General features: G+C 46.8%; 17 protein-coding genes. 15 read left to right on the top strand and 2 right to left on the bottom strand.

The window, feature by feature from the left end; translation table 11 throughout:
• Positions 1-14 precede the first annotated feature (14 nt).
• From BGX14_RS14060 to BGX14_RS14080, 5 genes are all read left to right on the top strand, one after another.
• Positions 15-2,222 (top strand): family 43 glycosylhydrolase, encoded by a 2,208-nt coding sequence (locus BGX14_RS14060; protein WP_095880218.1) that lies wholly within the window; start codon positions 15-17, stop codon positions 2,220-2,222.
• A 275-nt stretch (positions 2,223-2,497) separates the two neighbouring features.
• Complete coding sequence (pheT, locus tag BGX14_RS14065) at positions 2,498-4,930, top strand: phenylalanine--tRNA ligase subunit beta (protein WP_095880219.1); 2,433 nt, start codon at positions 2,498-2,500, stop codon at positions 4,928-4,930.
• A 12-nt stretch (positions 4,931-4,942) separates the two neighbouring features.
• Complete coding sequence (dnaX, locus tag BGX14_RS14070) at positions 4,943-6,100, top strand: DNA polymerase III subunit gamma/tau (protein WP_083545841.1); 1,158 nt, start codon at positions 4,943-4,945, stop codon at positions 6,098-6,100.
• Position 6,101: 1 nt separating this feature from the next.
• Positions 6,102-6,845 (top strand): hypothetical protein, encoded by a 744-nt coding sequence (locus tag BGX14_RS14075; RefSeq protein WP_095880220.1) that lies wholly within the window; start codon positions 6,102-6,104, stop codon positions 6,843-6,845.
• A 31-nt stretch (positions 6,846-6,876) separates the two neighbouring features.
• The gene (locus BGX14_RS14080) at positions 6,877-7,185 is read left to right on the top strand and encodes a YbaB/EbfC family nucleoid-associated protein (RefSeq protein WP_073304901.1); all 309 of its coding nucleotides are present in this window, start codon (positions 6,877-6,879) and stop codon (positions 7,183-7,185) included.
• 72 nt (positions 7,186-7,257) lie between these two features.
• Here BGX14_RS14080 and BGX14_RS14085 read toward each other — a convergent pair whose 3' ends face one another.
• Complete coding sequence (locus BGX14_RS14085) at positions 7,258-7,680, bottom strand: sugar transferase (RefSeq protein WP_233126563.1); 423 nt, start codon at positions 7,678-7,680, stop codon at positions 7,258-7,260.
• Positions 7,681-7,740: 60 nt separating this feature from the next.
• On the opposite strand from BGX14_RS14085, the gene BGX14_RS14090 reads away from it, so the two are divergent.
• From BGX14_RS14090 to BGX14_RS14100, 3 genes are read left to right on the top strand one after another with little or no spacing between them, the layout of a single operon-like run.
• Complete coding sequence (locus tag BGX14_RS14090; protein ID WP_095880222.1) at positions 7,741-11,418, top strand: S8 family serine peptidase; 3,678 nt, start codon at positions 7,741-7,743, stop codon at positions 11,416-11,418.
• A gap of 15 nt (positions 11,419-11,433) precedes the next feature.
• Complete coding sequence (locus BGX14_RS14095) at positions 11,434-11,898, top strand: hypothetical protein (protein WP_073304909.1); 465 nt, start codon at positions 11,434-11,436, stop codon at positions 11,896-11,898.
• 9 nt (positions 11,899-11,907) lie between these two features.
• Positions 11,908-12,972, top strand: a complete 1,065-nt coding sequence (locus tag BGX14_RS14100) for an FISUMP domain-containing protein (protein ID WP_095880223.1) — start codon at positions 11,908-11,910, stop codon at positions 12,970-12,972.
• Positions 12,973-13,246: 274 nt separating this feature from the next.
• On the opposite strand, the gene BGX14_RS14105 is transcribed toward BGX14_RS14100, so the two are convergent.
• Complete coding sequence (locus BGX14_RS14105) at positions 13,247-14,422, bottom strand: sugar transferase (protein WP_073304913.1); 1,176 nt, start codon at positions 14,420-14,422, stop codon at positions 13,247-13,249.
• Between the two features lie 61 nt (positions 14,423-14,483).
• Between BGX14_RS14105 and BGX14_RS14110 the strand changes: the two genes are divergently transcribed.
• The 7 genes from BGX14_RS14110 to galE all read left to right on the top strand — a co-directional run bounded on the left by BGX14_RS14110 (position 14,484) and on the right by galE (position 23,376).
• Positions 14,484-15,773 (top strand): homoserine dehydrogenase, encoded by a 1,290-nt coding sequence (locus tag BGX14_RS14110; protein WP_233126564.1) that lies wholly within the window; start codon positions 14,484-14,486, stop codon positions 15,771-15,773.
• 7 nt (positions 15,774-15,780) lie between these two features.
• Positions 15,781-17,232 (top strand): sugar transferase, encoded by a 1,452-nt coding sequence (locus tag BGX14_RS14115; RefSeq protein WP_095880224.1) that lies wholly within the window; start codon positions 15,781-15,783, stop codon positions 17,230-17,232.
• A gap of 1 nt (position 17,233) precedes the next feature.
• Positions 17,234-19,117, top strand: coding sequence for a DNA cytosine methyltransferase (locus BGX14_RS14120; protein WP_158223342.1), 1,884 nt, complete (start codon positions 17,234-17,236; stop codon positions 19,115-19,117).
• 10 nt (positions 19,118-19,127) lie between these two features.
• On the top strand, positions 19,128-20,435 hold the full coding sequence (locus BGX14_RS14125) for an MvaI/BcnI family restriction endonuclease (RefSeq protein ID WP_158223343.1): 1,308 nt from the start codon (positions 19,128-19,130) through the stop codon (positions 20,433-20,435).
• Positions 20,381-21,244, top strand: coding sequence for a carboxylating nicotinate-nucleotide diphosphorylase (nadC, locus tag BGX14_RS14130; RefSeq protein ID WP_095880227.1), 864 nt, complete (start codon positions 20,381-20,383; stop codon positions 21,242-21,244). Before BGX14_RS14125 ends, nadC begins: the two co-directional genes overlap by 55 nt.
• Before the next feature lie 13 nt (positions 21,245-21,257).
• The gene (locus BGX14_RS14135; protein ID WP_073304920.1) at positions 21,258-22,079 is read left to right on the top strand and encodes a type III pantothenate kinase; all 822 of its coding nucleotides are present in this window, start codon (positions 21,258-21,260) and stop codon (positions 22,077-22,079) included.
• A gap of 280 nt (positions 22,080-22,359) precedes the next feature.
• Positions 22,360-23,376, top strand: coding sequence for a UDP-glucose 4-epimerase GalE (gene galE, locus BGX14_RS14140; protein WP_095880382.1), 1,017 nt, complete (start codon positions 22,360-22,362; stop codon positions 23,374-23,376).

A 23,376-nucleotide genomic window follows, 5' to 3' on the forward strand; every position in this document is an offset into this window, starting at 1 on the left:
TAGGAAATCTCCGAATGAAAAAAATCTTATGCTTCGTTGCCGTTTGTGCGGCTTCTGTTTTGGCGGCTACGGTTTCTAATCCGATTATCTGGTCGGATGTGCCGGATGTATCGACTGTGCGAGTCGGCGATTCCTATTATATGGTGAGCACGACCATGCATCTTTCTCCGGGAGTCCCCGTGATGAAGTCCTCGGATTTGGCCTCTTGGCGGACGGTTGGGTATGCCTACCAGACTCTTGCCGACAATGACAATCAGAATTTGAACAATGGCAAGAATGCTTATGGAAAGGGCTCTTGGGCCAGTTCCATTCGTTTTCATAACGGCTATTTTTATGTGCTGACTCCGTCCTATACGACGGGAAAAACGCATTTGTACAAAACGGCTGACGTGGAATCGGGAACGTGGAGCGAAGTGCAATTGCCCTTTTATCACGACCCGTCGCTTTTCTTTGACGACGATGGTTCCGTTTTTGTTTTTTACGGTTCCGGGGAAATCAGCTATGTGGAGCTGAACGCCGATGCGAGCGGCGTTAAAGTCGGCGGGCGGAGCGGCAAACTGCAAGGGACAAATGTTAATGCGGTCGTAGGAACGGATCAATTTATCGTCCGGCAGGAAGGAGCGCAGATTTTCAAGGTAAACGGGGAATATTTCCTGTTTACCATTTCTTGGCCCAGTGGAAATTGCCGTACGGAAATCGTTTATCGTTCCAAAAATCTTTTGGGCGAATACAGCGGCAGAATTTTTTTGCAGGACAACGGCGTTGCGCAAGGAGGAATTTTTGATACTCCCGAGGGAAATTGGTATGCGATGCTTTTTCGGGATTCGGGACCGGTGGGGCGCATTCCTTTTTTGGTGCCTATGAAATGGCAGGATGGTTGGCCTGTTGCCGAGAACGGGAAAGCCCCGGCGACGCTCACATTGCCTGCGGAGCCTTTGCCCGGTTATGGCATGGTCACTTCGGATGATTTTGAAAGCGAAACGCTGGCGCTGGAATGGCAATGGAATCACAATCCCAACAGTTCGCATTGGTCCCTAACGCAAAATCCGGGCAATCTGCGCTTGACTACGGGACGGCTGGATTCAAGTCTATATACGGCGAAAAATACTTTGACTATGCGCTCATTTGGGCCGAAGTGTTCCGGGCGAATCGCTTTGAATGGCGAGGGAATGGAAAACGGAGATGTGGCGGGGCTTGTCGCTTTGCAGGATTCGATGGGCTACGTGGGCATTCGGAAAAACGCGGGAACTTACAGCGTTGTTATGTATCGGGGAATGCGGGAAGTGCAGAGCGTTCCTCTGTCGGGGAACTCTGCCTATTTGCGCATCGATTTGGACTTGCCGCTGGGCAGCGGAACGGCAACTTTCTATTACAGTGAAAACGGCGAAGATTGGAAGCCCATCGGGGAAAAAATCAATTTGGCCTATACTCTTGGCATGTTTATGGGCTATCGATTTGGGCTTTTCCATTATGCGACGCAAAAAGCGGGCGGCCATTCGGATTTCGACTGGTTTAAAATAGGGAAAAATGAAATCGACGAAATTTATCTTCCGTCGTTGCGGGATATTCCGCGTGCGCCTTATGGCGGTTTGCCTGCGAGTATCCCGGGAAAAATCGAGGCTGAAAATTACGATGTCGGCAATGCGGGCGAAGCTTATTGGGACACGGACCATCGAAATGAAGGCGGCGCTTATCGTCAAGATGGCGTGGATATTGTGACGCTGGATTCCGGGTTTGCCGTCGGCTATACGCTGGCGGGGGAGTGGATGGAATGGACGGTGAATGTGTTGGAAAGTTCGGTTTATGATTTGCAGATCGTCGCTGCGGCTGGTGGAGAATCGGGCAGTGTGCAATTTTTCTTGGATGGTGCGCCTTTGACGGATACGATTCCCATTTTGCAGACGGCAGAAAATTCTTGGGACGTTTATAAAAAATTTTCAGCGGGTTCGGTTGAACTTCCGGCGGGCGAGCACATTCTCCGGCTTTGGATCACGGGCGCTTATGTAAACGTGGACTGGTTCCAGTTTGCCGTTGCCGAAGAGCCGGACGCGATTGCCCTGTCGCCGGCTTCGCTCCAAAATCGCGCCTTTCCGAAAAATGCGAAAGTCCGAGTTTTTAGCTTGACGGGCAAGTATCTTGGCGAAGTTCATCTGAATGGCGTCTCCGCTTCCGAAGCTCTGCGTTCGGCGGGCTTTGCTCCGGGGCATTACCTGCTGCGTTAGAGTTATCAGTTGTCAGTTGTTGGTGAGCCTGCCGAACCATGGTTAGTGAGCTTCGACAATCGGTCCCTGAGCCTCGGTTAGTGAGCTTGTCGAACTAGTCGAAGGGCACTCGCCGCTAGCCGTTGATCGCTAGTCGCTATCCACTGAATGCTAGTCACTAAAATCACCAAAGCAATTTTCAGAGGAGGCCTTTAATCCCCTCTAAAGAATGGGTGGGCATAGTGCTGGGGACATTTAAAATTCTATATTCTCCGTGAATTTTAAAAGGAATTGAAATGAAAGTCTCTTTGAATTGGCTCCGCCGTCATGTAGAACTTCCCGAAAGTGCCGAAGAAGTCGCTAAAGCTCTCACCGCAGTCGGTTTGGAAGTGGAAGGGATGGAAGAATCCGCCAAGCCTTATGAAAAACTGGTGGTGGCAAAGGTTCTGACCTGTGAACCGCATCCGGATAGCGATCATCTTCATATTACGACTGTGGACGATGGCAAGGAAACTCTGCAAGTTGTTTGCGGAGCGCCGAATGTGGCTGCCGGACAGACGGTGGTGCTGGCTCCTATCGGCGCGGAACTCCCGCTTCCCGATGGCAAGTCTCTCAAAATGAAAAAGTCGAAAATCCGGGGAGTGGAAAGTTTCGGGATGATTTGCGCTGAAGACGAAATCGGACTTTCTGACGACCACGGCGGCATTCTGGTTTTGGACGACTCCATTCCCGCGGGCACTCCGTTTGTTTCGCTCGGCCTGTATGATTCGACTTATGAATTGAATGTGACGCCGAACCGTCCGGATGCGCTTTCCCATCGTGGCGTTGCCCGGGAACTCGCCGCCAAATTCGGGCGCAAGCTTAAGCCGCTTTCTTTCCAACTGCAAGAAGATTCTTCCGAGGAAACTTCTTCCGTTATCCGCTTGACCGTGGAACCGGGTGCCGGCTGCTCTCGTTATGTCGGTCGCGTCATTGAAAACGTAAAGGTGGGGCCTTCGCCCAAGTGGCTTTCTCGCCTGTTGAAATCGGTGGGCATGGCCAGCGTGAACAATGTCGTCGATGTGACGAATTTTGTGCTGATGGATATCGGGCAACCGCTGCACAGTTTCGACATATCCAAGCTTTCCGGCGCAGAAGTCGTCGTGCGCAAGGCGAAAGCGGGCGAGCGGATCCAGACTCTCGACCACAAGGAGCACGAGCTCTCCACTTCGGATTTGGTCATTTGCGATGGCGACAAGCCGTCGTGCGTTGCCGGTGTGATGGGCGGCGTGGAAAGCGAGATTACGGAATCGACGACGAAGGTCTTTTTGGAAAGTGCCTGGTTCAACCCCGCCGTTGTCCGCAAACAGGCGCACCGCCTTTGCACAAGCACGGATTCCAGTTACCGTTTTGAGCGGGGAATCGACTATTCCATGCAGCGCGATGCCGACGATTACGCTTGCGCTCTGATTCAGGAAGTCGCTGGCGGCAAAGTTCTCAAGGGCGTCGTGGAATATACGGGTGCGGACCACCAGCAGAAACCGGGAGTGGTGCATCTTCGGGCGTCGCGTGTCGCCAAGGTATTGGGCATCGAGCTTTCGGAAGAGGAAATCGTCCGGTATCTGACGGGCATCGAACTGAAGCATCTGGGACAGATGGATTTTGAAATTCCGCCGTTCCGCCCGGATTTGGAACGGGAAGTGGACTTGATAGAAGATATCGCTCGCCTTGTCGGCTTTGACAACATCCCTTACGATGTTCCCGCTTTTAAAATCAAGCCGAACGATTTGCCGAAAGAAGAAGTCTTGGGTCGCCGGATTCGTTATGCGCTCTCGGCTTTGGGACTTCACGAATGTATTTCTTTGCGCTTTACCAGTGCCCTCAATACGGCAAAGGTCTTTGGCGAACCGAATGATGCGGATCTGCGCAGCAAACCGGCAAAGCTTTTGAATGCGCTCTCGGATGAACTCGGCTGCGTACCGACTTCGCTGATCCCGATTTTGCTGAAGTCCGTCGCTGAAAATGAAAAGAACCGTCCGGGTTCCATTCGCCTGTTTGAAAACGGCAAGGCGCAATTCCAGAATGCGGAACGCCAGAATGAACGGGATCCGGGCTTTACCGAAAAGCAGGTTCTTTGCGCCGTGATTGCCGGGCATTATAAAATGGAAGCTTTGGACGACAAGCCTCGGAAAGTGGAGTTCGCCGACATCAAGGGCATTGCCGTTTCCCTTTTCAAACGCTTGGGCATTGCCGCGGAAATCCGTCCGGCGGAAAAACCGGAACTGTTCTTGCATCCGGGAAAGCAGGCGGTTATTGCTTGCGGAAACGAAATTTTCGGCTCTATCGGCGTCGTGCATCCGGCGGTGCTTCAGGCTTTTGACATCAGTTACGAAACCGCCCTTTTTGAAGTGGATTTGGAAAAGGTCTTGAAGGCTGCCGAAAAGAAGACCGTGTTCAAGCCGTTCAGCCGCCAGACTTTTATGATTCGCGACGTGTCGCTGATGGTTCCGGAACGGATGACCAATGAATCGCTTCTGCAAAAGCTGAATGCGTTCAAGGTGAAAAACTTGGCAAAGATTGAATTGAAGAGCGTCTATCAGGGCGTCGGCGTGCAGCCGGGGCAAAAGAACATGGTTTATACGTTCATATACCAGTCGATGACCGAAACGCTGACGGACGAAACGGTGAACAAGGCGCACGACAAGCTGCGTGAAAAGTTGGCTCAGGACAGCGAAATCATTTTGCGTTAAAAAGGTTGGACTATGGCTTATATCGCAATGGCTCGTAAGTGGCGTCCGAAATCGTTCAACGATCTGGTCGGTCAGGAACACATCGCAAAAACGATTGAAAACGCCATCGTCGGCGGACGCCTGCATCACGCTTTTCTGTTTACGGGAACGCGCGGCGTCGGCAAGACGACATCGGCGCGAATTTTGGCGCGGACGCTGAACTGCACAGGCGGAAACCCGCTGGTGCCTTGCGGCAAATGCAAAAGCTGTCTGGATATTGAAAGCGGCCAACCGATGGATGTCATTGAAATCGATGCGGCGTCGAATACGGGCGTGGACAATATCCGCGACCTTTTGGAACAGACGCAATATACGCCGATGATTGGCAAATACAAAGTCTTTGTCATCGACGAAGTGCACATGCTTTCAAAGGGAGCTTTCAACGCCCTGTTGAAAACATTGGAAGAGCCGCCTCCGCACGTCATCTTTATTTTTGCGACGACAGAAGTGAATAAGGTCCCGCAGACCATCCTCTCTCGTGTGCAGCGGTTTGATTTCAAACGCCTGACCACCAAGCAGATTATGGGACGCCTGCATTATATCTGCGAGCAGGAAGGCATTACGACCGATTTGGAAGCTCTGGAGATGATCGCGGAAAAAGCGGACGGTTCCATGCGGGACGCTCTGACGTTTTTTGATCAGGCTTATGCGTTCACCGGGAACGACATGAACGCCGAAGCTGTGCGCTCCGTGTTGGGAATTCCCCCGAACGAATTGTACTTCTCGCTGTTGGAATCCATTGAAAAACATGACGTGAAGGGAACTTTTTCCGTGGTGGACAAGGCCTTGGAAACGGGAGTGGAATTTGCGCCGCTCCTGGAGGGCTTTGCCAAGTTTGTTCGCAACCGGTTGTATGTTCAGGTCGGCGGCATTACCGCGGAATCGCTGAATATCTCGGATGCGCTTTTTGAAAAACTGAAAAATTGCGCGCCTTCTCTGGGCAATGGCGATTTGCTGCGCATCGCAAGGATTCTCACGGATTTGCAGGGGAATATCCGGCGGAGCGCGAACCCGAGATTGCTGGTCGAGTCCGCTTTTGCCCGGATGGCTTATCTGGACAGGGTCGTGGATTTGAAACAGGCTTTGGCCGCCATAAACAACCCCGCTTTTCAGGGTTCAAAAAAAAAATGAATTGAACGTGCCGGAAACCGCTCCGGTCGCTTTTGATGCGCCGCTTCCCGAGCCAGTTCCTTTGGATTCGCCCTTTGCCATCGATTTCGGCGCTCCTGTTCTGGATTCGAGTCCTTCTTTGCCTTCGGCAAAACCGCAGGAATATTCTTCGCCGATGGAACCCGTTGATGTTCCTCCGCTTTCAACGGCGGGCATGGATGTCTTTGCGGATGATGACGGGGGATTCGAAATGGACGATTCCATGGATTTGGATCGCTTGGGAGGAACGGGCGGGGCGTCTCGGCAATTCACGCGTTACAACGTCTGCAATTTTTGGCAGGAACTCGTTCACGGCATCTCTTCGAATGGCAGCGGTTTTCTTGCCGTGTGTCTGAATGGGACGACGCTTGTGCACGGAGACTTTCAGGACAATCCTTTCCGTTTGACCGTACTTTTCCCGGCGGCGTTCAGTTGGGGCTACACCCAGATGATGACTTTGGAAGAATATCGCCAAAAGCTGGAAAATTTTCTGGAAGATCGCTTGCAGACAAAGGTCGTTGTTTCTTACGAATTGCAGGAACCGAAACCGGGGGAAGAAATTTCTACGGTGCCCTTGAGCCCTTGGGAATCCGACGTGAAACTGGAACCGGTTCTTGCTGAATTTGCGCAAAAATTTGTGGCGGAGCTGGTGACAACGCGAAGCCTGCCGCGAACGGTGGAAGAGCCCGTGGAATGCGGCGACTCTTGCGCGGCGGAACAGGAATAAATTTTTTTTTCAAAAAAAGGAAGGACACATTATGAATATGCAGAAAATGTTGAAGGACTTGCAGAAAATGCAGTCGAAAATGATTCGCGCACAAAGCGAACTCCAGACGCAGAGCTTTGAAGCGGAAGCGGGTGGCGGCATGGTGAAAGTGGTGATGAATGGGCAGGGAATCATGACGTCCATCAAAATCCACCCGGACGCTGTGGACAAAGACGACGTGGAAGCCCTTGAGGATTTGGTGATGGCGGCGGTCAATTCGGCGACCAAGAAAAAGGATGAAACGTCCAAAGCCAGCATGGATGAATTGACTTCGGGGCTTAAAATTCCGGGCTTGATGTAAGCCGGATGAATGAAAAACGCTATGCCAAATTTGGCATAGCGTCAAACCGAATTTTTGATGAAAGCGACTTCGCTAGTATGCGCCGTCGCTTTTAAAAATCGCCTTGAACGTTTTGGCGATCAGTTGGATGTCGGTGCCGAAGTTCCCGTGGCGCACATACTTGTTGTCCAGGCGCATCCATTCTTCAAAGCCGATGTCGCTGCGCCCGCTGACCTGCCAGAAGCACGTCAGGCCCGGCGTTACGGAAAGCCGCATCTTGTGCCAGGGAAGGTATTCCTTAACTTCGGAAGGAAGCGGCGGGCGGGGACCCACAACGGACATGTCGCCAGCCAAGATGTTGAAAAGCTGCGGCAGTTCGTCCAGGCTGAATTTGCGGAGAATGCGTCCCATCGGGTAAATCCGGGGGTCGTTTTTCATTTTGAACGTCGGGCCGCTGGACTCGTTGAATTTTTCCAGTTCTTTTTTGAAAAAGGAACTGTTTTTGTTTTCGCTCAAGAAGAAAGGTGCCTGTGAAAACGCATAGACGTTGTCAGTTTTTATGAAAAGCAACAAAATGTGAAGGTAATTAAAAAAACAGATTATATTTATGAGTGGATGAAAGTAGGAATGTTGCGTTTTATCTTGTTTTTGATGGCGAGTACGGTATGCATTGCTTGGTGCCGTATGGTTCCTGTCCAATTGTTGAGTGAAAGGCATCAAACGGAATGGAATTGGGTTGAATATCGTCTAACGTTAAGAAATATTTCGTCAAACGCTATATTTAACCCTGAAATTCGATATTATGCGGAAAATTCAAATATACAGTATTGTAAAAATAACTCGGAAAATGAAAATTGTACATCTGTAAATTGGGGAGAAATCCCTATGGATACGATGCTTTATGCAACAGTAGATTATTCAACATGGTTGTATCCTGTAACGGCAATGGTAAGCTCTATTGGAAGGCATACTTTGATTAAATTAAAGATCAATGCCATTTTGTATGCGAAAGGCTCAATCCATATAAATTTCCGTATTTATAAAAAAGATTGGGGGGCTTGGAACTCGGAAAATGATTGGAGTTTTCAAAAAAATGAGCACATTGTAGAACCTAATTATTTCTTTACGGTTTATGATGTTGGGCATAATCTGCTCTGGGGTAATGACCCTTTGACGGGGGAAAGCAATGCGGATGTAGAACTATGGAATGACCGAAACGGCAATTATGCGATAATGCCCTATGACGGAAATTCTTCCGAAATACAAAAGGCGGGGCGTTTCTGGATGATAAAAGATATGCCGCTGAACAAAAAAGAAGCCTTTTTATTAAGGCAAGCGGGAGTTGTTAAGCTTTTGGCCGCAGCAAAGGGCGAAAAATCCTTAATTCTTTTGAAGTCAAATTTCGATATAAGAAAAAAATTAATCGATTCGCTTGTATACGGCTTCTACAACTCATTCGGTGTGGATGATTCGACCGCCTTGAATATCCAATATAGATCATATGATTGGACGGAATGGCGTCAAGAATGTGATTCACTGGGGCAATGTCGCTGGGTTTCGGTTGAGCGGTCAACGGTATTTGCAAAAACCCATTGTTGGGATGACGTTGCTTTGGAAAATTGTCGGAATATTGTGGAATCTTGCGGAGGGGAAAATGCCGCTATTGATAATTATATCATCATTTCGGAAAATACAAAAAATTCTCTTGCTTGTTTGCAAGTGAACCGCGACGTTCAATCTATCGATATAGTTCATCGGGAATTTGTCGATAATAATATTGGGCGAAAATCCGTGAATATTGAATCTTTACAACAGAGTAATTGGAATGTGGATTTTTCAGGATTCAACGACAGCGTAACTTCTTTATGGCTGGCGAATAAAAAATATACGGGAGAAAATATTGTCGTAGGGGTTTATGATACGGGAATTTATTATGATCATGATGGATTAAATGAATGGATAAATGGTGTGAAAACACCTAGAAATGCTTTTCCGGAAGAAAAGCAGCTTGAAAATGGAAAATATGGAACGCAGGCTTATCATGCTACCCATGTGGCTGGCATTATTGGGGGGAATGGAAAAGGTTCTCCTGGGCATAAGTATAGAGGAATTGCTCCCAAAGTAAAATTTTATTCGCAAGGTATGACAACTTTTAACCAAAGAGGGCATGTTGTTAACCATTCTCATACCGGAACGTATAAGGAACAAGGAACGGAGAAAAATATTTTTAATAACTGGAAAGATGATTCGGTTGATTCTAGGCCAAAAACATTTGTGGCTAGTGCAGGTAATTTTGCAGAGGGCCACTACGATGAAGTGCATGCAAAAGTGGATTCGAACGGATATGGCTTGGGATTCCATTCGATTGGGTTTGATACAAAAAATGGAATTGTTGTTGGAAATTATGCAAGCCGTACCGGAATTCCCAATACGACGTCAAGTTTGGGTCCTACATGGGACGGACGTATAAAGCCAGATATAATGGCTCCTGGTAGTGGGTTGCAAGTATTCTATTCTCAGAATTCTCCTTTTGTCGCCTATCTCGACTATTTGAAAATAACTCATAAAAATGAATCGACTCCCTATATAAATCTTTACTTTGGCGAAAATGAAAATATTCTTAATACGCAGGCTGAATTTGCGACTACATCGATTGAATCGGTTCGTGATGAAAATGCAACGCATGGTCGTGCGTTAAAATGGATAAATGCGGGATTCATCCCCGCTTCCAATTACATCAATTGGCCTTACCAAACATTCGCCTCTACTCCATTCCATGTTCAACAGGGAGATACTTTTGAAGTGCGTATGCGATTGTCCGAGAAAACCAGGCAAATATATTCAAATGCAATCAAAGGGAAAATTTATCTTGCCAGTGCTGATGATTTTTACAGTCTTCCGATGTCGTATATTGCACAATCTTATGAAAAGGATATTTCGGGAGTTAATGATGAATACTTTGAAATTTCGTTTATATGGGATCATGAAAGTATTGTTTCCAAGTTTTTCCGATTAGATTTTGATTTGATGGATATAGGCATTGTGTCCAGTGTGCCTTGCGATGAAAAAAATGGGGGAACTTGTTATGATGAGTCTTCGGGAACGTCCATGTCGGCTCCCTATGTCAGCGGAATAGTTGCGTTGATGAATCAAGCTTATATGGATAAGACGGGTGATGAAACTTATTCCCATTCCTTGCGTAATTCCACTTCTAAGGCGATTCTTATCCACACGGCAGATGATATGGTTGATGAGATTGGCTTTGGTCGTTCGATTGCGCATGATGTTTTTGCTACAACTGGGCAGAAAATGCCTGTGGTTTATGGGAAGGGACCGGATTTTGTTACCGGTTGGGGTAAAGTTAATGCGGAAAAGGCTTTAAAAATGTTTGATTCTTATGATTCTTATAAAATGGAGTTTAGAAAATTTCAGGAATTTGAAATTGAGGATGCCATAGAAAAAAGATGGGTCTTAAATGTAAATAAGCATATAGAGCGTTTGAGGGTAACATTGACCTGGGACGATGCTCCTGGAACTCAAAAAAAATGTTTTGAAAAAAAACTACAAAATGATTTGGATTTGTATTTGATTTCTCCTGGCGGAAAATATTATTTTCCATGGAGATTAAAGCCGTTGTCAATCGAAACTATAGATGGAAAGCCTCTTGATGAAAATTGTTCAAATGGGCTTGAAAAAATTTCACTTTCCGAATTGTCGCAAACCGCTTTTAATGACTGCGGAGATGGCAAGAGTTTAAATCCGATATGTTTTGACCATTTGAATAACGTTGAAGTGATAGATGTTGATTTGCCTGAACGGGGAATGTGGATTGTTGCCGTTAGGGCAAAAGTCCAAGAAGGAAATAGCGAAGATGGATTTTCTCAAGTCGCGTCTATTGTTAGTGATTTGCCGCTAGAAAATGCGGAAGGACAGATTGGCTGCGAACTGCTGCATCCATATCGTCCGCAAAGTTCTTTAAGGTGCAGTTATACGCTTGGAAATAATTTGGCGAATTATGTCACTTTTTCCGAGCAAACCTATGTCGGATTGGGAGATTACATTTTATTGCAAGATGAAAATGAAAACATTATAGGAAAGTATCGATGGAACCAGTTGGCCGGAAAGAGATTGAAGATAAATTCTGCTAAATTATACGTTACATTGGAAAGCGATAATGACTCAAATGTGGGCTATGGATTTAGCATAAGTAAAATCGAGAAAATTCCTTATTCGATGTTGTTTGGAATTCACTAAAAGGAGGATTGAAATATGAAGAAGATGATATTCATCGTTGCTTTTCTGTGCGGAATCGTTTGCGCAGAAGAATCCTGTTACACTTCGACAGAAAGTGGACATCCCCAGATATGTGATATGCAGGGATATGTTTGCAAATTAGGGGTGGATATTGGCGCTCAATATAACGCTATGTTTTTTTATTTGGGGACGGATTCAAGTTGCTCTAATTTGTTTAAATCCTCCAAATTCACAACAACTATTATGCTGAATTATATTGATGAAAATGGGGTGGAACATACTGTTTCAAAGGAGAGTCCGGCTACAAAATTTTTCCTTGTGAATGACGATAATTTTGCTGGACCGCTTTCGATGACTGTTGCAGGTTCTTTTGCGTTATCCGCATATAATGGTTCAGGACGGGTGCACGTTATATACAGGAAAGTTGGCGATATTGAACATGGTGGCGTTCGAATCTTGAGCATTTCGTATATAAAGTGAGGAAGGCTTATGCGAAATTTTATTCCGTTATGTCAAAAATTCATGATGCTACTGGGCTTTGGTGTCCTATTGAATGCTTGCGGTAACGATGGCCCTTCCTACTACTCTTCTGATGAAACTTTTTCGTCTGAAACGGAAACAGGCTCATCATCCTCTGTCGGCATTTCCTCCAGTACACCAGTTGTCGTTTCCTGTTCGTCCAGCTCGTCGGAAGAACTCTATTCGAGCTCTATGGATATTGAAATATCGAGTTCGTCGGAGATATCGTCCTCGTCAAGTTATGTGCAGAAAAGCAAGGTGCTGAAAGACAGCAGCATCTACTATCCGGAAGAAAATCGCTTGCTTGACTTGCGAGACAGCCAAGAATACAGGACAGTTGTCATCGGGGCGCAGACATGGATGGCGGAAAATTTGAATTACGCCTACCTTGAGCCTGGCTATGATCAAGACTCTACCAGTTTTTGCTATAACAACGATTCTGAAAAATGTAAAAAATTTGGCAGATTGTATATGTTTAGCGCAGCGGTGGATGGTGTTGGAATTTTTGATGGCAAAATCAAAGGATGCTCTTACAGTAGTGATTCGTGTGAGTATCAAGAATCTCTTCGTGGAATTTGTCCTTTAGGCTTTCATTTGCCAAGTAAGCTGGAAGTTGAGGATTTAGTCGAATTTGTCGGAGGTCTTGAGCAAGCGGGCAAAGCCTTAAAATCAACATCAGGATGGCTTGATATTGGTTGTAATGATCCAGCCTCTAGCAGTATTCCCGAATCCTTTGATTGTTCGGATGATTATGGCTTTTGTGTAAAACCTTCAGGATATATATGTCGATTTTATGCAGTAGCCATTGGGCGCGCTTCTGGAAATGAGAGTGTTGCGAATTACTCCGCTTGCGAATATGGTTCGGCATACTTTTGGACATCGTCCGCACCATGTTCGTCCGCAACATGTTCGTCCGCAAGGTGCAAGAGTCATCCCTATTTATTTTTCTTTTATGCGGGGAATGATTACATGAGTCAAGAAATTGCGGGTCGCATTGGGGATGAAGCCTATTCCATTCGTTGCATCAAAGATTAGTCTTGCGGCTATTTTCAAAAATTGGCAGCAAGGCGCGACGCATCGTGCCGCGGATCTTTTAAGGTTGTCTTAGATTTTGGCAAAGCTTTGGCATTTAGGTTTTCGGAAGCGTGCGGAAAGACCGGGAGAAGTCGGTTGCCAGAATCTCGGTTGTAAAAGGATGATGTCCTTAAATTCTAGCCACTAGCTGCTGATCGCTTTCCACTGTTCCATCGAACTGGCGATGTTCGATATCGCTAGATTTTTTCTTACCGAAGTTTTTGCTTTGGTGCGGCTAGTATGCGCCGTCGCTTTTAAAAATCGCCTTGAACGTTTTGGCGATCAGTTGGATGTCGGTGCCGAAGTTTCCATGGCGCACATACTTGTTGTCCAGGCGCATCCATTCTTCAAAGCCGATGTCGCTGCGCCCGCTGACCTGCCAGAAGCACGTCAGGCCCGGCGTTACGGAAAGCCGCATCTTGTGCCAGGGAAGGTATTCCTTGACTTCGGACGGAAGCGGCGGGCGGGGGCCCACAACGGACATGTCGCCAGCCAAGATGTTGAAAAGCTGCGGCAGTTCGTCCAGGCTGAATTTGCGGAGAATGCGTCCCATCGGGTAAATCCGGGGGTCGTTTTTCATTTTGAACGTCGGGCCGCTGGACTCGTTGAATTTTTCCAGTTCTTTTTTGCGTTCCTCGGCATCGATATACATGCTGCGGAATTTATACATGGTGAACAGATTGCCGTTTTTGCCGACTCGGGTCTGTTTAAAAATCACCGGGCCTTTCGGGTCGCTGATTTTCACGATGGCGGCGCACGCCAGCAGGAGCGGGGAAAGGAGGACTATGGCGCAAAGGGACGAAAAAAAGTCGAAAGTCCGCTTGAGCGCAATCTTGACCCGTTCCATATTCCGATTGGTCTGGTTTAAAATATCGGAATAGAAAAGCCTCTTCAGCGAGAAGAATCCGTTGTTCCGCTTGTTGGTGAGCGCAATGGAATGGTCCAACTCCTGATCGAGCTTTTCGGGAAGCCCCGTGTAAATGCTGACTTGAAAAACGGGCTGCTTGAGCTTTTTGCGCAGGACGGAAATGAGTCCCGCTTTTTTGATGTTGATGAGCATTTTTCGGCGCAGGCGTTCCAGCGTGTGCAGGTTGGAGTCGATAAGGATGACGCCGAGTCCGTCCGGATTGTTCAGATAGCCGATGACGTCGGTGAATTTGGTTTCCGTAAGGACCGTCAAGACGGCGATTTTCCAGGCTTGGACAAATGAAGAGTCGAATTTGCTGAATCCGACCAAATCGAATTGCCGAGTGACGATTTTAAAATACAGAAAGGGATGCTGGTTCCGGTTCGTGCGCAAAAATTCTTCGCGCAGGCGAGCTTTGAAGAAGTGGGCGGGGAACACCACATTCCCGATATCTTTTGGAGAAAGCAGCTCCTCCGGCTTGGATTGTGTAAAATCGTAATTCACATAACAAATATAATTTATGATTTTCTAAATTTTAGGCGGAAAAATTTAAATGGAGATGCTTATGCGCATAGGACTCATTGGCACTGGAACTATTGGTGGCGGTGTCGTTGAAATTATCGAATCGAAAGCTTCGCAGTACCGCGAAAAATTGAACGTGAATTTGGAACTCGCTTGCATCTGTGCCAAGAGCGACGAGGAAGTGGCGCCATACAAGGCCAAGGGCTACACGACGACGACCGATGCGATGCAGATGATTGCCGACCCGTCTATCGATGTGATTATCGAACTCGCCGGCGGCTATGAAATGCCCCGCAAGTGGATTCTGGCGGCTTTGGAAAACAAGAAGCACGTGGTGACGGCGAATAAGGCGATGATTGCCAAATACGGCCATGAAATTTTCCCGCTCGCCGAGAAGAACGGCAGCCATGTCCTGTTTGAAGCGGCGGTCGGCGGCGGAATCCCGATTATTCGCAGCATTCAGGAAGGTTTTGTCGGCAGTGAAGTGGAGCACTTGAGCTGCATTATCAATGGAACGTGCAATTACATCCTTTCCCGCATGGGCGAAAGCGGACTTTCCTTTGAAAGCGCTTTGCAGGAAGCGCAGGAGAACGGTTTTGCCGAACGCAATCCGACATTTGACATCGAAGGAATTGATTCGGCGCACAAAACGGCGATTCTCGCAAGTCTTTGCAGCGGCAAATATGTGGATTTTGAAAAAATCCATGTGACGGGCGTTTCCAAGATAACGGCGGAAGACATTTTGAACGCCAAGGAACTCGGCTATAAAATCAAGTTGCTCGGTATTTATGGCCGGGGTGCGGACGGCTCTGTCGATGCTCGGGTGCATCCGTGCCTTGTACCGAACGACCATCTTTTGGCAAGCGTCGATGGCGTATTGAATGCTGTCTATTTGCAGTGCGACAATTTGGGGCAGACTTTGCAGACGGGGGCCGGCGCGGGTCGTTTGCCGACTGCCAGTGCGGTCGTTGCCGATTTGGTGTCGCTCGCTCGTTCGACGGATGTCGGTTCTCGCAAGCCGCTCCCGATGGGCTGGTTCACCAAGGAAAATCCGGCGACGCTCATCCCGGTGGATGAAACCTATTCCCGCTATTATTTGCGCTTTACGACCAAGGATTCCTGCGGCGTTTTGGCAAGCATCACGGGCATTTTCAGCCAGAACAACATCTCGATTGAATCCATCATCCAGAAAGACGTGAAAGATCCGGGCAAAGTGAGCATTGTCGTGGTTTCGGAACGCTGCAAGGAAAGCAAAATTCTGGCGGCGCTCGAGGCTATCGATTCGCTGTCTTCCATTGCGGAAAAAAGCCAGATGATTCGCTTTTTGAAATAAGGCCGCCATGCTTCGGGGAAATAAACTCGAATTCGTATTGCACCTTTTAGGTGACGCCCTGGCGGTTTACCTGTGCTTTGTCGCCGCCTTCTGGGTGCAGTTTCACAGCGGCTGGGTGGTCGATAAATTTGATCCGTCCAAAATGCTGTCGGAATATACCCGGGTGGGATTCGCATCCGCTTTCGGATGGCTTTCCCTGTTTGCGCTGACCGGGCTTTACCGCTCCTGGCTGTTGCTTTCCCGGACGTTGCAGGTCTTGTATGTCGCTCGGACAGCTTTTATTGGAACGGTGGCGATTCTTCTGGGGCTGTTCGGCTTTGAATTCATCGGTCGGCTGACGCGGGGCGCGCCCCTTTGGGGAAATTATACTTACGGCTCCCGCTTTTGGTGGATTCTGCTGTATGGCGTAGTGATTTTCTTCGGAGTGGCCTGCATCCGTATGGGAATCGCTTTGTTCTTGCGAATCCTTTTGCGGAAAGGCTTTGGCGCGAATCGCTTGCTGGTTTTGGGCGCAACGGAAGCCGGGAAAAAAATCGCCAAAGCGTTTGCCAAGTCTCCCGAACGCGGACAAAAAGTCCTGGGATTTTTGGATGAGCATTTTCAGGTGATGCCCCACGAATTTGCCGGATTTCCCGTTCTCGGCAAATATGCCGATTTGTCAAGCATTGTCAAAAAATGTAAAATCTCGGGCATCGTCATTTCGCACGACAGCTCGTCTTTGCAAGAGGTCACCCGGGTGCTCGCCTGGGTGCGGGATTTGCCTTTGCATATTTATGTGATTCCCGGACTTTACAACGTCATTAGCGGGCATTATAAGACGAATCTTGTGCACGGCTTTGAATTGCAGGAGCTTTTTGCCTTTACCATGCCTCCTTGGCAAGTGCAGATAAAACGTCTGATGGACATTGTCATCGCGGCGCTGCTTTTGCTTTTGACCCTGCCCATTATGCTTGTTGCCGCGATAGCCGTCAAACTGGATTCCAAGGGACCCGTCTTCTATTCGCAAGAGCGTGTCGGGCTTTACGGAAAGCGGTTCATGGTGCGCAAATTCCGGACGATGCGGACGGACGCCGAAAAGAACGGGGCGCAGTGGGCGACAAAAAATGACCCGCGCATCACCCGGGTCGGTCGGCTTTTGCGCAAGATGCGCATTGACGAATTGCCGCAGCTTTTGTGCGTGCTCAAAGGCGATATGAGCATGGTGGGACCTCGCCCGGAGCGGGCTGTTTTCATTGAAAAATTGCGGGAACAGATCCCGTTCTACATTGGACGCTTGAAAATGAAGCCGGGGCTTACGGGCTGGGCGCAGGTGCGCTATCATTACGACACGAGCATTGAAGATGTGCAAAAGAAGCTGGAATACGATATGTATTACTACGAAAATATGTCGCTGCTTCTCGACTTGCAAATCCTGTTCCGAACGATTTATGTTGTGCTCACCGGCAAAGGGGCGCAATAGCATGAGCGAAAAAAAATCCTTTTTAAAAGGAAAGGAACCTGTCACTTTCTTGGATTTGTTTGCGGGAGCAGGTGGAATTAGCGAAGGCTTTTTGCAATCCTATACGGATGAAAAATACTTTGATTTTGTTCTAGCGAGTGATATTAATTCTAATTGTGAATTGACTCATAAAGTTCGTTACAATGAAGTTCTCGGATTGAATACGGAATTCCTTTGCGAAGACATCATGTCGGATTCTTTTTTGAAAAATTTGAAAAAGAAAATTGGAGGTAAGCAGATAGATGTTATCACTGGTGGTCCCAGTTGCCAATCCTTTAGCCTTTCTGGAAGACGTCGAAAATACGACAAACGAGACAACTTGTTTGAGCACTATCTGAAAGTCATTCGTGAGATTCGTCCCAAATATTTCGTGATGGAGAACGTGAAGGGGATCCTTACCAAAGATAATGGTAAGTTTAAAGAAGAAATCATGCGACAAATCTTGTCGATAATTGATTCAAAGAAAATAAATTTGCTTTACGATTATCTTGATAAAATGCTTTGTCGTGCAGCATCTCCTTTCGAGAGAAAGTGTATTTTGGCGAAAATACATTTAGAAGTAGATGAAAGTCCGGACATTGAAAATTTAGCAGGAAATTTCTTTGTTCCCATAGAGGAGATGTTCAAACGACTGACACGGGGAATCGATTATCAAATCAGCAAATCCAGTCGAGACATTGCCACCATAAGGCATGGAATACAGTTTTTGAAACATATAAATGAACGTCAAAAATTAAAAGCATCTGTCATTCAAGAAAAAACCTTGTGCGATATGGACAACGACTGTTTTGTGGATTCCATGAATTCTTTTATCGCCGTCATTGAAGATGATTTTATCATAGATAAAATTATAGAAGCAATGAAAAAATTAAAAGAATTTGAAAAGCAGACATCAGAGGTTTCTTCGTTTATTTCGATGCTTTATTTGTATGCTATGAGCCTGGATGAATGTTTTGCCTTTATCCGTGATTACGCTTGTCAAGACAAATCGGAAAAGGAGTATGACGACATTTTAAATAAAGTGCGGCTTTATAGAATCCATAAGCCCATTGTCGTACAGGCTGCAAATTATGGAGTCCCGCAAAATCGGGAGCGAGTTCTTTTTATCGGATGCAGAAATGACCAACAACTGATAACCGAAATTCCACCTACTGTCTCCAAAGAGGAACGAGTCACCGTTTACGAGGCTTTGTGGGATTTGGATTTTATTGGAAATGGAGAAACCAAAACAGATTATCTGCCTGTTAAGAAAAATCCAAAATTAGATAAACTGCTTTTGGAAAGAACTGTCTCGGGATGCAAAAACGAAAAAGGCGAAAAAAAGCTTTATGCTGAATGGTCTAAAGAAGGGCGTTTAGGTCATCGTTTTGTTTTCGATAGAAAACCATTTTATGTAAAAAGTGAAGGGGATTTGGAAAATCCAAAATCTTTTCAGGAACAAGAATTGTTTAACCACCAAACCAGCTTGCAAAATGAAGAAGTCCAAAAGAGGCTAAAAATCATTGCAAAACATCAGGGTTATACAGATGCTTGCAAAGAAGAATTGAAGAAGAAAAATCTGGAAACCAATAAAAGAAATTACACGCTTTTGAATCCTGAATCTCAAAGCCCTACCGTCGTTACCATGTCCGATGACTTTGTGCATTATTCCAGACATCGTGCAATGACTGTTCGGGAAATGGCTCGACTCCAATCTTTTGATGACTCGTTTGTTTTTCAAGGGAAACGTCAAACAGGTGGCACAAAGCGTAAATCCGAAATTCCCCAATACACATTGGTGGGAAACGCAGTGCCACCGCTTATGGCTAAAGCAATTGGGAACAAAATTTTAGAAATGATTCAGTAAAGGAATGAAAATGATTCACATGCGTTCTTTTAATGAATTTGAAAAGAGAAATATTGAATATTTGGTGAATCTTAATGTTGATTTTACGCAGGTGCAAGTTACGGCAACAGGACTCCACAAATCCATCTTAGATGCAACTGCCCCTATGAGAACTTATTTGCGAGAACATCGTATTCATGATTATGGGTTGCAAAAAAAAGGACAGGATTTTAAGGTTTCTAAACCTACAGTGATCCATACTGGAATCAAAGCCATCGAAACAAGAACATCTTTTTATCGTCCAGAGACAAAAGAGGGAGACCCAAGACTGTGGATTTATAAATTAAAGGATTTTTCTGAGCCAAATGATATTTATGCTATAATTGCACAATCGCCAAATCAATTGCATGTTGTTGATTTAACGAAAATAGATATTCAAAAATTTTGCGAAACAAGTGAAGTAAATCCTTTACAAGAGCTGGTATTCGGTCTGTCGGAAATTAGGGATTCTATTTCCATTGAATTGTTGCATAAACTTTTTAAATTTAGAAATGAATGGATTGATACTGATTTGAGTGCGGATACGGCCATCGGTCGAAAAATTGAATCCTTACTCGGCATATCAATGAACGCGTCTCAATTGCCCGATTACAAAGGAATTGAATTAAAAAGTTTTCGCGACGCAAGGCCTAATATCAAAAAGAATCTTTTTTGTAAAGTTCCAGATTGGGATATCAGTAAACTAAAGAGTGCTGCTGAGATCGTTGAAAAATATGGCTATAATTCAAACGGAATAAAATCATATCGAAATACACTTTATAGTAAATATCCTAATTCACAAAATTTACGTTTAAATGTAAACTACTTGGACGCTCTTTTAGAAATTGAAGAAGATGAAATTCTAGGAAATGATTTTAAGAAAATTTCCGATGTAGCTGTCTGGCGACTTCAAACTCTTCATCAACAATTATTGACGAAACATCATGAAACTTTTTGGATAGAAGTGAATTCAAGAAAAATTGAAAATGGAAAAGAACAATTTATGCTCAACAAGATTGAACATACAAGAAATCCAATAGTTTCTCAATTTGATATTCTGTTAGAGCAAAGTTTGATTACCGTTGATCTTTTGCTTGGTAGGCCGAAAAAAGATTCTTTAGGCCTTATTAAAAAAGGAGGAGATTCCGTGATTTTCAAAATCAAGAAAAATGCCACCTCCTTATTATTTCCAGAAAGCAGAATCTACAATTTTTTAACCACAACTCTTAACTCGGAACAAAACTTATGTATGGTGACAATTCAAAACCGGTTTTCCCCACAGAAGATGCGCTCACGATGATTCGCTTGGCGCTTGCCGAAGACGTGCATTCGGGAGATGTGACAAGCCTCTGGACCATTCCTGCAGAGCAAAAGGAACACGCGCGCCTGATAGCCAAGGAAGACGGCGTGATTGCGGGACTTCCGGTTATCGAACTCGTTTTTAAAGAGCTGAAGGCCGATGTGCAGGTGACGTTCCACCATCAGGATGGGGACTTTGTCCAAAAAGGCGACTTGATTGCGGAACTCGACGGCGGTACGCGTGATTTGCTCACCGGCGAACGGACTTTGCTCAATTTTATCCAGCAGCTTTCCGGAGTGGCGACGGTTGCACACCGCTTTCAGGAAGTGCTCAAGGTCGGCAAGACGAAGGTCCTCGATACGCGTAAAACGATTCCGGGATTCCGCACGATGCAGAAGTATGCAGTTCGCGTCGGCGGAGGCAGCAATCATCGCATGGGGCTTTTCGACATGGTTCTGGTGAAGGACAACCACATTGCGGCGTGTGGCGGCGTGCTGGAAGCGTTGGAAGTGGTCAAAAAGAACAATGTGCAGAATCTGATGGTCGAAATGGAAGTCGAAAATCTCGAAGACCTGAAAAAACTTTTGCACAAGGGCGTCGATGTGATTATGCTCGACAATATGTCGAACGAAATGATGGCGGCAGCGCTTCGGATCATCCGGGAAAGCGGCGACAAGGTTTTGGTCGAAGGTTCGGGCAACATGACTCTAGAGCGCGCAAAAGAAATCGCGACTCTCGGGCTGGATTTTATTTCGGTCGGCGCTTTAACGCACAGCGTCAAGGCTCTGGATATTTCCATGCGGATTTAGGCTGGCGAAATTGATGAAAAAGCAGGCAGAAGTTTTCACCTTTGTCGTCGATGTGGGCAATACGCACACGGTTCTGGCGATTTACGCAGGCGAAAAAATTGTGGACCATTGGCGCCTTACCACCCGCAAAGAAACGACGAGCGACGAGGTGATGAATCGTGTCGGCGGGCTTATCCGATTTTCACAAATCAACACCGAAGAAATTTCCTATGTGGGGCTTTCGACGGTGGTTCCTGTGCTCGAACGCCCGTGGATCAAGGCTTTGCAAAAGCTCTTGAAAAAGCCCGTTCAGGTGGTGAGTTCCAAAAATTGTCTGGATTGCCCGATAGCTTATGCGAATCCGGCTTCTTTGGGGGCGGATCGCCTGTGCAATGTCATCGCTTTGAAAAATCGGGGCTTGCAAAATGCGATTGTGATCGACATGGGAACGGCGACGACATTCGATGTCCTGTATCAAGGAGGCTTCGCTGGCGGTCTCATTATCCCGGGAATTAGCGCGAGCATGGATGTGCTGACCGAGAAGGCGGCGCGTTTGACGCCGGTAAGCATTGAATGGCCGGCGCGCGTTGTGGCAAATAATACGGACGATGCGATTCGAGCTGGGCTTCTTTTTGGATTTATCGCCGAATTGGAAGCGCTGGTTTTTAAAATCAAATCGGAACTAGGCAAAGAGGATATGCCCGTTTTTGCAACGGGAGGCTGGGGGCGCATGATTCTGGGGCATACGAAGATTATCGACACTTACGATCCCTATCTGACGGTGGACGGCGTGCGTCTGGTGGCGATTTGGGGAAATCGGGCAGAAAAAATAGACCGGGACAGCGACGAAGTCTGACCGTCTCCTCTAAAAATTCATCTTGCGAAAAAATCTAAGGCTGCAAAGTTGCCGAGTTTCGTATTGCGGCTGGCGATGAAGGAAAGTGAGAGATCAGCGGTTAGCGGCGAGTGGTTTGTGAAAAGCGGCAAGGATGTCACGACCCGTTTTTTGCCTGGGACGGCAAATGGCACGATGCCAAAACGGGATTTGGGAACATTCCAAAGCGCATGAGTTCGTGATGATTCCACGAATCCGAGGGGAAAATGTTAAATTTGTTCCAGACGTAAAAGGAAAAATCATGCAGGTTCTTCTCACGGGCGGTGCGGGTTATATCGGAACTCATACGATTGTTGAATTGGACAAGGCGGGCCATTCCGTTGTCGTTGTCGATAATCTGGTAAATTCCTACGAAGAAGCGCTTCGCCGAGTGTCAAAAATCATAGGCAAAGAAATCGCATTTGAAAAGGTGGATGCGCGTGACGCTCTCGCCATGGAACGGGTCTGCCAGAAATACCGGTTTGACGCCTGTATTCATTTTGCGGGCCTTAAAGCTGTCGGGGAATCCGTCCAGAAGCCGTTGGAATATTATGAAAACAACATGAACTCCGTCTTTGTTCTGTTGAAAGCGCTCCGCGCTCATGGCTGTAAGAATTTCATTTTTTCGTCTTCTGCGACGGTTTACGGCAATCCGGCGCAAATTCCCATTTCAGAAGAATGTCCCAAGGGGATTTGTACGAATCCCTATGGGCATACCAAGTCCATGCTGGAACAGGTTCTGACGGATGTGCAAAAAGCCGACCCGGAATGGAACGTGGTCCTGCTCCGTTATTTCAATCCGATAGGGGCGCATCCGAGCGGTCTTATTGGCGAGGACCCGAATGGAATCCCGAACAATTTGATGCCCTACATCACGCAGACCGCTGTCGGCTTGCGCAAGGAACTGGGCGTTTTTGGAAACGATTACGATACTCCGGATGGCACGGGCGTGCGGGATTATATTCACGTGTGCGATTTGGCGGCGGGCCATGTCTGCGCTTTGCAGGCGATTGAACGCCGTTGCGGGCTCGCCGTTTACAATCTGGGCACGGGACGCGGCTATTCGGTTTTGGATGTGGTCCACGCGTTTGAAAAAGCGAATGGAGTCCGGGTTCCTTATTGCATAAAGCCGCGGCGCGCGGGCGATATTGCGACCTGTTTTTGCAATCCGGAAAAGGCTTTTCGGGAATTGGGCTGGAAAGCCGAATTCGGCTTGGAAGAAATGTGCCGCGATGCCTGGAACTGGCAGAAAAAAAATCCCAAAGGATATAGAGGATAA

This window comes from Fibrobacter sp. UWS1, assembly GCF_002300445.1.
Classification (GTDB): domain Bacteria; phylum Fibrobacterota; class Fibrobacteria; order Fibrobacterales; family Fibrobacteraceae; genus Hallerella; species Hallerella intestinalis.